Genomic DNA, 14,498 nt, shown 5'->3' with positions numbered 1-14,498 from the left:
GTGCGGGGATATTCTGTGGTGTCTGCACTTGGTGGGATTGATCAGATGTTGTAGATGTCGGCCTTGTAGCCGCGCAGATTCTCAGGGCGTAGAAACCACGCCGCTGTTTCGGCAAGCCCGCGCTTAAGCCCGTCGCGGCCGCCGTAGGCCGGCGCCCATCCGAACAGTTCCAGCGCCTTGGTGTTGTCGGCCCAAAGCCGCTCGACTTCTGAATTGGCAGGACGCAGGCGGTTCTCATCGGTGACGATCTCCACCTCCGCGTTCATCGCCTCCGCGATCAGCTTGGCGGTTTCGCCGATCGACACTTCGAAGTTGCTGCCGAAATTGACGACTTCGCCTATGCCGCGATCGGACTCCAGGGCAGCGATGAAACCGTTCACCGTGTCCTGCACGAAATTGAAGTCGCGGGTCGGGGATACCGCGCCCAGACTGATCTGCTTCTTGCCGTTGGCGATCTGGGCAATGATGGTCGGGATCACCGCACGCGCGGACTGGCGCGGGCCGTAAGTATTGAATGGACGGGCGATGACGACAGGCAATCCGAACGAGGCGTAGAAGGAATACGCCATCTGGTCGGCGGCGATCTTGCTCGCCGAGTAGGGCGACTGACCCTGCAACGGGTGTTCCTCGGTGATCGGGACAAAACGCGCTGTGCCATACACCTCGCTCGTCGAGGTATGGACCAGCCGTTTGATGCCGAGCTCGCGCGCCGCCTGCAGGACGTTCAAGGTACCCTTGACGTTGGTGTCGACATAGGTATCGGGCGAGTGATAGGAATACGGGATGGCGATGAGGGCGGCAAGGTGCAGCACCGCGTCGCAGCCCTGCATCGCGGTTTTGACGCCATGCGGGTCGCGGATGTCGCCCGAAAAAACCTCGAACTGCCCCTTCATCTCGGCCGGGCACTGGTCCAGCCAGCCCCACGAGTTGAAGGAGTTGTATTGGACGAAGGCGCGGACCTTGTAGCCCTGTTGCACCAGGCGCTCCACAAGGTGGGAGCCGATAAAGCCGTCGGCGCCGGTAACCAGGACTGCATTCACATTCATTGTCAGGCTTTCATAGCAGTTTTCCAAACTCCACCAGGGAGCGGATGTAGTTGATTTTGTTGCCCGGGAAGGCCTCTTCGAAATGCCTGACGCACAAGCTTTTGTCAACCGGCGACATGTCGTCGAACATATGGACCAAGCTGACCGCGCGCTCATTGAAACCCAGCAGCGCCGACGATGAAACCCCGACGGCGAGATGATAGTCTTTATCCATCAATTCGACCGGTAGCAAGGGGTCAATGACAACCGCGCCGTCAATCTGCAAATCCAGGCGATAAACCGGGTTCGGGTGGTCCTTGATGTGGCACACGTAGCCTTGCCCATGGGCGGCGTCAATCAGGGATTGGAAAAGCGTGGATTGGCTCGCATCGGAAACAAAACTCTTCCCTGCAATGAACAGGATTTTATTGGTTTTTTGGCCGCCGCACGAATAACACCTGGACACCACTTCCCGCGAGAAGCCCACGTCCTTGCTGATTATCGAGCCGGGGTAGCCGCGGATCGCCATCACGTATTCAATCGCGTTGTCGCCTACCGCCGGCGAACGATAGAACCTGAAGCGGTCGATGACACCCAGTAAGCCAAGCAGCCGGTACAGCCGGCTTCTCGGGAACGCTCCGGGCTCGATTTCCTGGAAGCCGGACATGGTCACCTGCGGAAAATAGTATCCACGCGGCTTGATGACCGTCAGCAGCAGGTCGAGCATGGGCAGGCAGCACTCGTGAAAGAACACGACCTGCGTACCGCTTGAGCGCGCCTTCAACAAGACAAACAGGAAATAAAGCGATTGCATTAAGAGGCCGGAGGGGGCGCGGACGATCTCGACTTGCGGATGCTTTTTCCTGAACCTCTGATAAGACAGCTCGTGCGCCTTGCTCAGCACATAGATCTTTTTGACCTTCAGCGTATCCATCTGCGCCGCGATGAAGCCGACGGGCAGCGTGGATGCCACGATGCAGATAGATTGGTTTTCTACGAGCATGAATTGGGTACGTCAACGTTTCGCAACGCGTGTGGCGCGCTTAGGCCTGCGCCTTGATCGCCTTCATGTTCAGGCTGATGGGGAACTCTCCCTTGGGAGTCTGGAAACCCGTTTCCGACCAGTCGCCGAGGTGCGCGCCGAACTCCTCAAGGGTATTCCATTCAGTCATGTGTTCGAACCCGCATGAAGCCAGCAGACCCGCCAGCGCAGCGCGATTGAACACCGACTTGTGAAAGTTGTGCTCGTAGTCCTGCCCGCCCATCAAGGCGAACTTGATCAGTTCGAGGTTGCTGCCGTTGGCCTGGTAGACGGCCACCAGGCGGTCGAAGTCGGGCACGGACAGCCGTAGTACGCCACCGACTTTCAGTTTCTTCCGGAAATTGCGGAGAATTTCATCGATTTCCTCGAACGAAAAATGCTCGAGCACATGGCACATGTAGATCTCGCTGATGGCACCATCCGCAAACTCGTTGAGGGCGAACCCTTCCGATCTCAAATGGATGTGCGGCGCCTGGCGCGCATCGATACTGACCCAACCCTGGATATTGATGGGCCCCGCACCCAGATGTATCTTCAAGCCGCCGTCTCCACTCTTCGGATAGACCGGCCGCTGGCCGCCGTAAAGCGCCTGTTGCTTGCGGTCACCGATCGATTTGATTTTGGCGCGAACTCTGGAAATTAAATTCACTTTGATGATCCAATCAATGCATGTTTAGTGCGACGTGCCTGGCGACAACCAGGCCGGTATTCAGGTCTAGGCGAGCCGGGACCCGATGATCCTGGCAGGCGCTCCGCCCAGGATCGAATAGTCGGGAAAGTTTTTCGTCACCACGGCATTAGCTCCGACCACGGTGCCCTTGCCCAGGCTGACGCCGGGAAGAATCACTGAATTCGCTCCCAGCCACGAATCGGCCCCGATGGTGATAGGGTCGTACGGGCGGTAATCCGGAGATCTCATGAACGCCGCATCGTTTTCACGTATGGTGCCGCCGCCGCGTATCTGATGCGTGCCGCTCAGAACCGTGACATTGTTCGCGAACAGGCAGTCTTCACCAATGGCAACCTCGCCCGACACAAGGCAATCGGAAAAGAATGATGTCCGGCTGCCAATTTTCACCGTCCCGCCGCTCGTGGAGATCATGCTTCTGGGGCCGATCGATACACCATCCCCGACCTCGATCACACCGTCTTCACCGGCGCCAAGTTCCGCCGAGCTGGCCACGGCGCATTGATCGCCCATGATCAATGCGCTATTGTTCAAGGCGAGTGCGCCCCGAAAAACCGTGTTGATCCCAAAGCGGCACCTCGCGATCGACGGGAAGTCCGACCGTATCCTTCCGCGCATCAAGCCGTGCGCGAGGCGAAACCACACAGACCCGGTTTCGGCCAACAACCTTCTTTTTATTTTTGCAAGATAACTCATGACGGCGCCGCGACCTGGTTGTCCAGCCGCCTCATCAATTCGCCGAACTCGCTCAAAAACTCGGCTTTGTCCGTCGCCGACCCCGATGAAACGCCGGTGCCTATGCCGGGGTAGTTGTTGATCGTCTTCATCGATAGGGCGCGGTCAAACCAATCCACACCATCCATTGGCTCGAACTGCCAACGCTGCCGGTCGTAAAAGACACCGTCCCGGCCGAAAGTCCCGGCAAGATCATGGATTCCCGGCGCATCCCTGAACCAGGGGAGCCCCGCGCAGCAGGTGGCGAGCCCGACCATGCTGCGTTCGATCCCGATAGAGCCCGTCACCGTGATCGGAAACAGCTTCCGGCTCCGAGCCTCGCTCAACTTGTAGGTCGGCGGCACGAAGACGCAACCCATGGCGGCAAGCTGCCTGAAATACTCGATTGACCTGCACAGCCCGACCCTCGAGAAACCAACGATCCGGGAATAGTAAATCCAGCTGCCGGGATGCTCCTTGTACAGGATTTTCCCACGATAGCCCAGTTTCCGGATTGCGATGACCACATCCAGATGGGTCGGATAATCGCCCCCCTCCGGAAAGGTCGAGGCCTCCGGTTGATAGTGGGCGTACAGGATGGGCAGCGCCCCTTCTGCTTCGATCAGGCGGTCCACCGCAGCCTCATCCAGCATGCTGGAGAGGTAGTATTCGAGCGCGCGTTTCTGGTGCCGGACGATTCTCAGTATCGACAAGGCATCGTAGTCTTTGCGCTCGTCGATCGGATGCCGGACGAGGCCGGCATTTTTCCTCAATATCGCTTTCGCGATTGCCTTGGCGCCGAAGATCGCGACACGCGCAAGCGCATAACCGTAGCTCGTCGCCGTCCGGTCGATCTTTTCGTTCAGCTGCGGTGGCTTGGCGGCAAGATGGTTGTCCCGGTAGGCAATCACCTCGTCCCGAACCTGCTTGTCCGAGACCTTTACCGCCAGAATGCTCCGGTCCCGGATCGAAGCGTGTTGCACCACGGGCAACAAGCGACTCGGCGATGCACAAAAAGGCATCGGATATAAATAGACCTGCTGCGCTCCTGCAATCTGGCAGGCGGCCTCGATCAGGGAATACTCAATGTGGTGGGCGACCCCCGTGAAGAAGACTACGGACTTCACCCCGAGCGCGCGCATTTTCTGCGCAAGGCAGACGACGAACAACAGGCAGGAGTGCTGAAAATCCTCGTATCTATCGGCCTGTCCCATCCACCGGAACCACAACGGCATGGTCCAGTGGATCTTGGCTTTTATTTCATCGATGTCTAGGTCGGCGGGAATCGCGTCGGGATAGGCGATGGCTACGGTCTGGCGTGCATCACCTGACCAATAGGCGATCGACTTTTCCGCATAGATGGCGTATTTGTTATTGCCCCTGTATTCATTCGACAAGAATTCATAGGGCTCTATAAGCAGGATTTTGCTCATGTCATGACCGTTGCGGACTGCATTTGGGGCGCGATGTCATGTCGTTTCAATCCGGCCCCGCAAGCAAGGCAATCGAACTTTGCCCAATGTTGGTATAAGCGGGAAAGAAGGCGATGCTGAAGATGTCCCGATACCGGCCTTCAGCCGGAATACCCGCGCGATGCGGTGTCGAGCCGGTTGAAAAAAGCAGCGTGTCGCCGCGCTTGCCCGTGAGCTTGCGCGCGATCAGGTTTAAATCCTTGTTGTTTCTATCCATCACCGATGGCAGGAGCTTGTGCTCGTCCGGATTGGCGACGAACTCGAATGGGCCGTCGTCGACCGACACATCGCTCACCAGCACGAAGAGCTGGACATTCCTGAAATCGACCACCTTGTCGTAGTGCCAGTTCTGGCTGAACAGTTCGGTGTTGCGATACGCCTCCGGAATCGCATAGTTGCGCCACACCAGCCCGTCGTTGACGAGATATCCATCGCCGAGGAACATCCTCAGCACGCTGTCGTAATTCCTGATTGCCTGTTTGATGGACGGAGGCAGGCCGGCCCAGTCGACGGTGTGGTACCTGCTGTAATAGCGCCCGTCCGGCGCTTTATTGCCCCGGTCTATTGCCTTGCTCTCATTCAGGCCGAAATCGCTCTCCAGCTCGATGTGGCCGAAGACAGACAGCGTGAAGAATCGCTTTGAGAATATCGAATGGGCATGCCGAATCCGGAAATAGACTTCCGGAATCCGCTGCCTCAACCACGAATAGATCGACTTCAAAATCTTCATGCGTCCCTCTTCCTCCACCGTCAGCGCGCTCAATCGGCCGCCTGCGCATATTTGCCGTAGAAATGCAGATCCTGGGGCTCGCCGTCCAGCAGCTCGTGCCTCGGGCGCACTGCCTCGCAGTGCATGCCCGACCGCTCCATCACCCTGATCATCGCCTTGTTGCTGCCCATCGCGCCCGCCGCCACCTTCCGGATCCGCCGCTCATCGATGAACCAGTTCACCAGCGTATTCCAGGCATCCTGGCCGGTACCCTGTCCCCGGGCCGATTTGCGTCCTATCATGATGCCGATATCGGCAACCCCGTGCTGCGGGGAGACATACGCCGTCATGGTGCCGATGGCGAGGTCCTCGCCTTGGATCCTCACGCTCAGGAACAGATTGGGCGTGTTCAGGAAGCTCTCCCGGTATGCGCGGCACGACGATTCCGTGTGCACGATGAATCGCTGATTGCTGTATCTCACGGTCTCGGGGTCGTTCAGCCACGCAACGTACTCGGGCGTGATGTCCGATTGCTCGAAGGGACGCAGCAATATCTTGCGTCCCGACAGGCTGACGAAACCGTCGATCAACTCAATGGCCCCTGTCAGTGGGGAATGCGGACCTGAGTGCATCCAGATTGGCCCAGACCTTCCTGAATGCCCGCACCATCGCCTGCACTTCCGGATCCGTGAGCTGGTGCAAGCACATTTCGAAGCCGAGGTAAGTCGTGTCGTGCAGCGCCTCCGCAACGGGGCAGATGCCTTTCGCATAGCTCACGTCGCGGCGGCAGATATCTGACGACCACGGAAAGCCCGACGAGCCGTAGGCGATCTTTTGCTGGTACATGGGCAGCAGATGCACATTTGCGTAACCGGCCGCCAGCCCCACAAGTCCTTCGGCTTCGATCGCCTCGATGATGCGGGCACGCGACACACCGAGTTGCGCCACGTCCAGAAGCATCGGATAGGTGTAATACACGTGCGTGCAGTCAGGCTGGACAACCGGTGTCCGCAGCCCGGCCAAGCCTGCCAGACCCGCGGCCAGTCCTGCGGCGGCATGCTGGCGGCTGGCGACGAAACCCTTGAGCTTCTTGAGCTGCTCGATGCCGATCGCGCACTCGATTTCGCCGAGGCGAAAATTGTAGCCAATCATGTTGCTCAGGTCAGTCACGCCTTTGCCGGCGACGACTGCCTCGGCATGGTTGCGGATCAGTTGTAGTTTTTCGGCGATCGCATCGTCATTCGTGACCAGAATGCCGCCTTCACCGGTATGGATGTGCTTGTGGTAGTTCAGGCTATAACAGCCGACATGCGCCAAGGTGCCCGCCAGCTTGCCCTTGTAAAGGGCGCCAGGCGCTTGCGCGGTGTCCGAGATAACTTTCAACCCATGTTTCGCGGCAATTGCCATCAGCGCATCCATATCGGCCGAGTGGCCAAAGATATCAACCGCCATGATGGCTTTTGTGTAAGGCGTGATGTTGGCTTCTACGGATGCAGGATCGAGGCAGAACGTCACCGGGTCGATATCGGCAAAAACGGGGATCGCATTCCAGTGCAGGATTGCGGTGGCGCTCGCGCACATCGTCCAGGGCGACACGATCACTTCGTCGCCCGGCTCAATACCGACCGCACCGATTGCGGCGATGAGGCCGGAAGTCGCGGAATTGACTGTGATGGCATGCTTCACGTCGAAATACGCGGCGCATTGCTTTTCGAATTCCTGGACCTTGGGGCCGCCGAAAAAATCAGGTTCCCAGCACCCCAGAAACTGCGACAGATTGCCACTCTCCACCACGCGGCGGGCCGCGTCGACCTCTTCCTTGCCGAGCGAGTTGTATCGTTGGAATGGCTGGGTAATTGCCTTGGGCCCGCCGAACAGTGCCAGTTTCTCTGTGCTCATGATGTTCTCTGTTTAATGATGGATTCGATTGCTTCAAGCGTCTTCAAGGCCTGCCGCCCGGTGCACAGCGCGGTGGCTTTGCCGGCCAAGTGATCGCGGATCTGGTCGTAGACGTGCCATTGATAGATCGCCATGCCATTGGCAATCTCCTCCCGTTCGCTACCCAGGATTTTATAGCCCTTGAAGCTTGGGTCGGAATACACTGCCTGCCACTCGATCAACTCGCCGCCCCGCTCATACCTCAGGCGCCCGGAATGGCTCAACAATTCCACGCCGTAATAGGAAAAGGCTTCCTCCCAAGCCGCGCGAAAAACCACGGCACCGCACTCGAACCGGACTTCTACATCGGGCTCAGGATCGTGGTCATCCCAAAGGCGGCCAGAATCTATGACTGTGGTGCTTTTTATATCGCCCAGCCAGAATTCGAGCAGATTGAGAAAATGTGAGCCGTTGTTCAGTATTCCTTTCGAATACCAGGCATTTCCCTTGACCGGCGTGCTGATCTCACCGCTTTCGATCCGCCGCTTGATCTCGATCACGCCAGGGTCGGTCCTGCGAATGTAGTTCACGAAAAGGTCGATTCCGGCGTCTTCGCAAATCCGCACCATGGCCCGGGCCTCCTCCAATTGGTACGCCAGGGGTTTCTCACACACTATCAATTTGGGCCGGCAGGTCTTGACGACTTCGGCGAGGATGGCGCAATGCGATGCGGAGGACGTCGCGATCACCACCACATCCGGTTGTAGCTGCCGCATTGCGGATTCGACAGAATCAAAAACAGGCAAGGCGTAGTGTTGCTCAAAGCGGGCGCGCTGATCGGGCAAAACATCCACCCCTCCCACGAGCTGAAATGCGGGATGCGCAACAATCGCGCGGGCATGCGTGTAAACGGCGGCGTCGGCCGGAAGATCGAGGTCGTATCCCACCCCGATCTGGCCGAGACCGATGATGACGCAAGACTCAGACATGATGCGCGGCCCCTGCGGCCAGCCTTTGCATATGCTCGATCCCGCCCTGGGGTAGCTGGCAAGGCCGGCCAGCCGGCGGAATGGTGCTGATCACGCGCTTCCCTGCCAACAGGCCGACCACCATCGCCATCGATTCGCAACCGACGACGATGTCGGACTCGATGGTCTCCTCAAGCAAGGTCCGCTGTCCGCCGAACTTGATGGGCAGCGCCGTGAAATCGCGAGCCCAATGGTATTTATCCGCGCGCTCCGATGGATGAGGACGAATGGTGATGACATCGATCTTCTTCCCCAGGCGATCGATGTTTTCCAGGAAGAAGTGCAACGCATCGTGCTCGTTATAGCCCCAGTGACGCTCATTGCCATACTGCGCGAGGGCATGATCGGCAACAGGTTCGCAGACATACAAGACACTCGTTGCGGACGGACGGGATTTGCCGGCGCTCATCCGGGCGATTTCCACCAATAAATCCTCGAGGTACGGATTCGCCTGCAACACCACGGGAACTTCCGGGAAGAGAGGACGGGCAATGCGCTCCGCATCTTCGTCGCCGACCCATATCTCATCGGGCAATACGCTTTGACCTGCCTCCTGGAAACGTTCACGATAGTTGACCCAGTGATCCAGGAAAGCCACCGTTTTCTTTCCCTTCGCCCGGCCGCGCATAATCGCCTCGCGCTCAAAACTGCTCTGCCAGCCGGTACCGCAGAGCACCCAAGCGCACTTGTCCAGCGCCTCATCCAGGCTCAGGTATTCGGCTTCGGGGCACTTCCGCCTGAATATCGCCGCGGCAGGCCCGGCAACGACAGCGCTGCAACTGCGAGGGGCGCGGCTCAGCCAACTGCTCAGGATTTCAGCGCCTCCCGCATCATGGGCGACGACTGCAACATGTTCCATCAGGCATTGCCCTTGCGCGCGACGTCCTTGTTGATCTCGGCGAACTCGGGAAACTTGCGCAGAAAGCGCACCGCATCGAGGCAGGAGAACAAGGGAGTGTGCGCATCGAAATGTTCGATGATTTTCTTGAGCAATTCGTAATCGCTGTGCTCGTCGAGCGTGAGGCCCAGCTCGGGCCAATGCGTTTCGGGCGGCGAAACCAGATGCACATGCGTAAACACTTCCGGATGATTCCGGATATGCAGCGTCACGTGTTCATGATCGAGTGGATCGTCTGTCATCCGCGCCGACCGTTTGAGCGTATCCAGCGTGAACACCTGGGTATCCATACCGTCGGGATAGCTTCGCACATGGGCATTGCTCACGTAGTCGGCGTGATGGGCCTTGAACATCCGGATGGTCTGCTCGACGACCTCGGGATCGATGATCGGGCAATCACCCGTGATCTCGACTACCACATCGGCATCGGCCGAGGCGGCGGCATCGATGACGCGCTGCATCACATCGTTCTCGTCCCCCCTGAATACGGAGATGCCGAGACGGCCGCCGAGTTCGACCAGCGGTGCGTCGGCGGCATTGACCGTCGTTGCCAGGACGATCGCATCGATCGACGGCACGGCCTTCAATCTGCGTACCAGGTGCTCAAGCATGGGCGCACCTGCGGCAGTCAGCAGCGGTTTACCCGGCAGGCGGCTGGAAGTCATGCGCGCTTCGATGGTTGCAACGATTCTCATGCGGATTCTTTCAATAAACCTTATGCGGCGGGAGGCGACTTCAGCGCCCCTTCAGATGATTCAAGGTCGCGGCCGTGCCGAACACCGCACCGCCGTCGAGGTAATGGCCGACCACCTCATCCAGGTATTTTGGCGCAAGGCCAAAGCCGGGCCTGACGCTGCGGATCGCACCGTTGGTGAACAGGTCGCCGGCCTTGAGGGCCTTGCCGAACTCGCCTTTGTCGCTTATCACCGTAAAGTCTTTATCACCATAAAAGCCTCTGCGGCATCCACACCCACGGAATATCCACGATGGTGCGCAAGTGCAGTTAAATGCTCCACGCTACGGGAATGTGGCACTGGCCGCATTTCCAGGGCATAAGCCTGCAAAGCCTTTACCTTGATGTGCAGGTAAGCAGAAATATCAATAAACATCGTAGGCAAAAACGGCCGCAGGCTTGCACTGCTCCACTCCGTGCTTGACATTACCTCAAACGCGTAAATTTCCTTGACAGAGCATTCCGGCGTCGGACGGCAAGCAGTCATGACGGCCTGATGTGCGACACGGTGGTCGATGTTCAAGTCGCCATAATGGTGGGTGTAGATGACCTGGGGGTTGAGTTGACGTATAACTTCTTCCAAGGGCTGGATGACATCAATAAGCGGCAAACCATCCAAGCGGTTATCTTGCAATCCCAGGAAAATAGTTGTCGCAATACCCAGGACCTGGCGCGCTTGTTCAGTGGCAGCAAGCCGCCGATCCAACTCATGCGTATTTGAACCCTGCCGAGAACTTACACCATCGGTCAGAAATACAGCATGCACAATGTCGCCCTCCGCAACGTGGCGTGCAATCGCTCCACCGCAACCAAGCGCCTCGTCATCGGCGTGGGCAGCTACGACCAAGACGGTTTTACGCATCAAACTGATCCCAACTTGTAGCTGTGCCACGTGCAACACCAACTTTCAAACGCTTCCCAACAAGCGTGTCAAAGTGCTTGGGTGCCAATCCCATCCCCGGTCGAATGCGCCGGATATCCTCCGCCGTGACGACCGCACCTGCCGCCACGTCACGTACAAAGTAGATCGAACGACGGAACAATTTGCTGCCAGTTTCGGCCTGCTGCCGCTCATAGCCCACTTTGCCAATCGCAGACCACACCTCACGCGATGCTTGGCAGAGTTGCGCAAATTCAGCGGGTTCAATGGAAAATTCGCTATCAGGGCCTTTGTCAGCCCTGCTCAAGGTGAAGTGTTTTTCAATGACACATGCACCCAACGCAACAGCACCCACAGATGCAGTGGTGCCCAACGTATGATCCGACAAGCCTGGAATAGTGCCAAAGCGCTGCGCAAGCTCTGCCATTTGACGCAAATTTGCCTGATCCATGGGAGCAGGGTAGCTACTGATGCAGTGCAAAAGCACAAGATTTTCACAACCGGCTTCACGCGCTGTGGTAACGGCTTCTTCAATTTCTAATTCGTTTGCCATACCGGTTGACATGATCATCGGCTTGCCGGTCTTTGCGATGTAGCGGATAAGTGGCAAATCGGTAACCTCAAAAGAAGCCACCTTGTAAGCCGGCGCATTTAGGCTTTCAAGCAGGTCAACAGCCGTTTCATCGAATGGGGTGGAAAACACCGTGATGCCACGCTTGCGTGCATGTTCAAACATCGCCTGATGCCATTCAAAAGGTGTTTCGGCCCATTTATACAGGTCATAGAGCTTGTAGCCGTCCCAAAGCCCTCCTTTGATAAGGAATTCCGGGCGGTCGCAGTCGATCGTCATCGTATCTGCGGTGTAGGTCTGCAACTTGATGGCATCTGCGCCGGCGCGTGCGGCTTCATCAATCGTCTCCAGCGCACGAGCCAACACCCCATTATGGTTAGCCGAAAGCTCGGCAATGATGTAGGGTGGGTGGTCTGGGCCGATTGCACGGCCATTGATTTTGTAGGTCATCATTAATCCTCCGCTGACGGTGGTTTGATTTTGCAAATTTTGACATCGGCCGTTACGTCGTCGCCTTTGAAAACGGCATTGGAAAACTCAAGCCGAAATTCACCGTGCTCAATAAAAGCCAATGGATAGCTCGGCGCATCAAGCATGCGTATGTGGTCATACACCGTTTCAAGGTCACCTTGGGCTGGCAATATACTTTGCGCCGGTTTACGCCGCTTGAATGTAATCCCCTCCCCTTGCTGGGGCACCGGTGTTGGTTCGTTTGCAATCAACCAGCGAATGATGTCAAAACTGAGTGCGCCTGCACGCCTATAGATTGATTCGGCACGGCCCTCTAGCGACAGCGGTCTTTTTGTGTAAACCGGCCCAGCGTCCATCTCTTCCACCATACGCAGCGCCGAGAGTTTCGTTTCCTTGTGCCCAACAACAATCAGATTTTGTAGCGGGCTCCCTCCCCGGCCATAGGGAACATCTGTCATGTGAAAACAAATGCATTCATGGTTTTTCCAAATATCGCCGGCAACGAACCAGTTCCAATGTAGAAAGAAAATATAGCGCGGGTTGCAGGTAAGAAGGGCTTGTGACAGTTGTTCTTGAGTGCTTACCCAGCGCCAGTCTGCCTCAATCTCAGATTTCAACAAGTTGAAATTGGACTCGTTCCAAGGCTTGCAACTTGCCACGATGTAACATTTTCGCACTCCTCCTGGATTCGGTTCAAACGCATTGATTGGTTGTCCCCCCGGATTCGCCTCGGCGATTTGGCTCTGGATCTCTTCTCGTTTGAGCGCCCACTCTGAAGCCAAGATACCAAGCCGTACGACATTGACGTAGCTTTGACCGTTGAAGTGATGGTCACGGAATTGACCTTCTTCTTTAAACCCCAACTTTTTTTGAAATCGCAGACTTGCCTCGTTACTCGCAATGGCCTCAGCATTCAACTTATGGAGGCCCAACACGGCAAAAGCAGCGTCGAGGGCATCCAACCCCAGCCGCGTACCCGTGCCCTGCAAAGCACCTGGTGCAGCATAGAACCCCCAAAAAGCACTCCCGCTTGAAGACTGAAGATGGGTAAAGTAAACAACGCCATCGGCCCGGCCCACAGCATCTTCATGGATAAACCAGCGCGATGTGGCGTCGTCTTTCAGTCTCGCAAACCACGCCTGGTGCTCGGCCGCAGAGATTTCATGCGTGGTGTACATGTTGCGTCGCACTTCGGGAGCATTGCGCCAGGCTCGCACAAGCGACAGGTCTTCCTCTGTGAGTGGTCTAAGCGGCATATCGGGCCCCGCCACCTTGCAGCAGTTGCTGGCTAATTATTTGCGCGCCATCGCCTGCTACCAATTTTTGACAAAGAAGGCTTTGCGCCTTGAGCGCCGCGGGATTTTCCAGACACCAAGTAATAGCCTTCGCAATATTTGAGCTGCTTACTTCGTTCTTATCGCCTAAGAAAACAATATAGCCTGCATTCACCAAAGCGAGGTTGGTGGGGGTTTGATTGGCGGCAACACTGATGACAATGGCAGGCAAACCCAGACACATGCGCTCCCAAGTGGTCGAACCCCCAGCGCTGATCATCAGGTCTGCGTGCACCATCAAGGACGCAAGCGTAGGCAGGTCCTGATACAAGGTAGTTCCCGGTCTGGCGGCAGCTTGTGCAGCGACGCATTCGATATCCGGATGGTTTTGACTGATCACAACATCCACCCGCAGGTGTGCAAAGCCGGGCTGCACCAACGCCTCCAGCACTTTGCTCGTTTGATTGGTCGCGTCGCTGCCACCAAGGAATACCACCATCCGGCGCACGGTGCCATCACGCGGGGGCATCGATTCCCGCAATTGCGCATATTCAGGTTTTAGTAGCGCGTATTCGGGCCCTAGCTGGCACTTGCAATGTGGTGGCACCAGGTTGCGATAGCGCGCTGGAGTGTCCTCGCCAAACCAGTTCTGGTCCAGAAGTACGTCGCAGTGGTGTGGTCGGTCTGCCAGATCGTCAATAACCAACAGCTTGCGGTAATGCGGCGCAAGCGCCTCTTCCCAACGCTGATCAAGCGCGTAATGGTCGACTACCAGCCAGGCGGGTTGCAGGGTGGCCAGAATGGCGGTCGTCTCTTGCACATCGGCCTGCCAGGTGCTGCCTAACCAGGCAGCGTGTATCGATTCTTGCTTGGGAATGAGGTCTTCATTTAATTTGCTTTTAACAGCCACCTCAGGAGGCGTGGCGGGCGGCACTAAACCACTAACCTTGTGCCCGCGCTGGCGTATCAACTCCAGCAGATGACCGGGGTGCTCACGGCTGATGAAATGGCACTCCGCCCCCTGTGCTTTGAGCGCGTCGGCGAGAGTCAAGCAGCGCATGACATGGCCGCTGCCTATTTGCAACGAGGCGTCGGTGCGAAAGGCGACTTGCATC

The 14,498-nt window shown here is 57.2% G+C and carries 16 protein-coding genes; all 16 read right to left on the bottom strand.

What is annotated here, in order from left to right; genetic code table 11:
* Nucleotides 1–41: 41 nt before the first annotated feature.
* Complete coding sequence (locus AC1D1F_RS17035) at nt 42–1,046, bottom strand: NAD-dependent 4,6-dehydratase LegB (RefSeq protein WP_477677403.1); 1,005 nt, start codon at nt 1,044–1,046, stop codon at nt 42–44.
* 10 nt (nt 1,047–1,056) lie between these two features.
* A complete protein-coding gene (locus AC1D1F_RS17030; RefSeq protein ID WP_477677402.1) occupies nt 1,057–1,998 on the bottom strand; it encodes a hypothetical protein in 942 nt (313 codons plus the stop codon).
* Nucleotides 1,999–2,068: 70 nt separating this feature from the next.
* Entirely contained in the window at nt 2,069–2,716 is a 648-nt protein-coding gene (locus AC1D1F_RS17025; protein ID WP_477677401.1) for a class I SAM-dependent methyltransferase, read from the bottom strand.
* A gap of 66 nt (nt 2,717–2,782) precedes the next feature.
* Complete coding sequence (locus tag AC1D1F_RS17020) at nt 2,783–3,451, bottom strand: acyltransferase (RefSeq protein ID WP_477677400.1); 669 nt, start codon at nt 3,449–3,451, stop codon at nt 2,783–2,785.
* Nucleotides 3,448–4,902, bottom strand: a complete 1,455-nt coding sequence (locus AC1D1F_RS17015; RefSeq protein WP_477677399.1) for a hypothetical protein — start codon at nt 4,900–4,902, stop codon at nt 3,448–3,450. Before AC1D1F_RS17015 ends, AC1D1F_RS17020 begins: the two co-directional genes overlap by 4 nt.
* Before the next feature lie 46 nt (nt 4,903–4,948).
* A complete protein-coding gene (locus AC1D1F_RS17010; protein ID WP_477677398.1) occupies nt 4,949–5,704 on the bottom strand; it encodes a hypothetical protein in 756 nt (251 codons plus the stop codon).
* Entirely contained in the window at nt 5,701–6,240 is a 540-nt protein-coding gene (locus AC1D1F_RS17005) for a GNAT family N-acetyltransferase (RefSeq protein ID WP_477697585.1), read from the bottom strand. Before AC1D1F_RS17005 ends, AC1D1F_RS17010 begins: the two co-directional genes overlap by 4 nt.
* Before the next feature lies 1 nt (nt 6,241).
* Nucleotides 6,242–7,549 carry a DegT/DnrJ/EryC1/StrS family aminotransferase gene (locus tag AC1D1F_RS17000; protein ID WP_477677396.1) on the bottom strand — a complete coding sequence of 436 codons (1,308 nt, stop codon included), beginning with the start codon at nt 7,547–7,549 and terminating at the stop codon, nt 6,242–6,244.
* Nucleotides 7,546–8,517 (bottom strand): Gfo/Idh/MocA family protein, encoded by a 972-nt coding sequence (locus AC1D1F_RS16995; protein ID WP_477697571.1) that lies wholly within the window; start codon nt 8,515–8,517, stop codon nt 7,546–7,548. Before AC1D1F_RS16995 ends, AC1D1F_RS17000 begins: the two co-directional genes overlap by 4 nt.
* Nucleotides 8,510–9,415, bottom strand: a complete 906-nt coding sequence (locus AC1D1F_RS16990) for a hypothetical protein (protein ID WP_477675905.1) — start codon at nt 9,413–9,415, stop codon at nt 8,510–8,512. The genes AC1D1F_RS16995 and AC1D1F_RS16990 overlap by 8 nt, the downstream gene beginning before the upstream one ends.
* Complete coding sequence (locus AC1D1F_RS16985; RefSeq protein ID WP_477675906.1) at nt 9,415–10,149, bottom strand: cytidylyltransferase domain-containing protein; 735 nt, start codon at nt 10,147–10,149, stop codon at nt 9,415–9,417. The genes AC1D1F_RS16990 and AC1D1F_RS16985 overlap by 1 nt, the downstream gene beginning before the upstream one ends.
* 40 nt (nt 10,150–10,189) lie before the next feature.
* Nucleotides 10,190–10,381 carry a hypothetical protein gene (locus AC1D1F_RS16980; protein WP_477675907.1) on the bottom strand — a complete coding sequence of 64 codons (192 nt, stop codon included), beginning with the start codon at nt 10,379–10,381 and terminating at the stop codon, nt 10,190–10,192.
* Complete coding sequence (locus tag AC1D1F_RS16975; protein WP_477675908.1) at nt 10,378–11,049, bottom strand: PIG-L deacetylase family protein; 672 nt, start codon at nt 11,047–11,049, stop codon at nt 10,378–10,380. Before AC1D1F_RS16975 ends, AC1D1F_RS16980 begins: the two co-directional genes overlap by 4 nt.
* Entirely contained in the window at nt 11,042–12,088 is a 1,047-nt protein-coding gene (gene pseI, locus AC1D1F_RS16970; protein WP_477675909.1) for a pseudaminic acid synthase, read from the bottom strand. Before pseI ends, AC1D1F_RS16975 begins: the two co-directional genes overlap by 8 nt.
* A gap of 2 nt (nt 12,089–12,090) precedes the next feature.
* On the bottom strand, nt 12,091–13,365 hold the full coding sequence (pseH, locus tag AC1D1F_RS16965) for a UDP-4-amino-4,6-dideoxy-N-acetyl-beta-L-altrosamine N-acetyltransferase (protein WP_477700783.1): 1,275 nt from the start codon (nt 13,363–13,365) through the stop codon (nt 12,091–12,093).
* Nucleotides 13,355–14,497: a UDP-2,4-diacetamido-2,4,6-trideoxy-beta-L-altropyranose hydrolase gene (gene pseG, locus AC1D1F_RS16960; RefSeq protein WP_477675911.1), complete on the bottom strand. Its 1,143-nt coding sequence runs from the start codon at nt 14,495–14,497 to the stop codon at nt 13,355–13,357. Before pseG ends, pseH begins: the two co-directional genes overlap by 11 nt.
* Nucleotide 14,498: the final 1 nt, after the last annotated feature.

It is taken from the genome of Polaromonas sp. P1_H6 (assembly GCF_056405195.1).
The sequence above is the reverse complement of the archived record's forward strand: the minus strand, read 5'-3'. Positions and strand labels throughout refer to the sequence as shown.

What these genes read in the sequence shown, in the direction of transcription:
- AC1D1F_RS16990 (WP_477675905.1), bottom strand. Translation starts at nt 9,415, where the DNA reads ATGGAACATGTTGCAGTCGTCGCCCATGATGCGGGAGGCGCTGAAATC.
- AC1D1F_RS17015 (WP_477677399.1), bottom strand. Translation starts at nt 4,902, where the DNA reads ATGAGCAAAATCCTGCTTATAGAGCCCTATGAATTCTTGTCGAATGAA.
- pseG (WP_477675911.1), bottom strand. Translation starts at nt 14,497, where the DNA reads ATGCAAGTCGCCTTTCGCACCGACGCCTCGTTGCAAATAGGCAGCGGC.
- pseI (WP_477675909.1), bottom strand. Translation starts at nt 12,088, where the DNA reads ATGACCTACAAAATCAATGGCCGTGCAATCGGCCCAGACCACCCACCC.
- pseH (WP_477700783.1), bottom strand. Translation starts at nt 13,365, where the DNA reads ATGCCGCTTAGACCACTCACAGAGGAAGACCTGTCGCTTGTGCGAGCC.
- AC1D1F_RS17000 (WP_477677396.1), bottom strand. Translation starts at nt 7,549, where the DNA reads ATGAGCACAGAGAAACTGGCACTGTTCGGCGGGCCCAAGGCAATTACC.
- AC1D1F_RS17020 (WP_477677400.1), bottom strand. Translation starts at nt 3,451, where the DNA reads ATGAGTTATCTTGCAAAAATAAAAAGAAGGTTGTTGGCCGAAACCGGG.
- AC1D1F_RS17035 (WP_477677403.1), bottom strand. Translation starts at nt 1,046, where the DNA reads ATGAATGTGAATGCAGTCCTGGTTACCGGCGCCGACGGCTTTATCGGC.
- AC1D1F_RS16975 (WP_477675908.1), bottom strand. Translation starts at nt 11,049, where the DNA reads ATGCGTAAAACCGTCTTGGTCGTAGCTGCCCACGCCGATGACGAGGCG.
- AC1D1F_RS16985 (WP_477675906.1), bottom strand. Translation starts at nt 10,149, where the DNA reads ATGAGAATCGTTGCAACCATCGAAGCGCGCATGACTTCCAGCCGCCTG.
- AC1D1F_RS16995 (WP_477697571.1), bottom strand. Translation starts at nt 8,517, where the DNA reads ATGTCTGAGTCTTGCGTCATCATCGGTCTCGGCCAGATCGGGGTGGGA.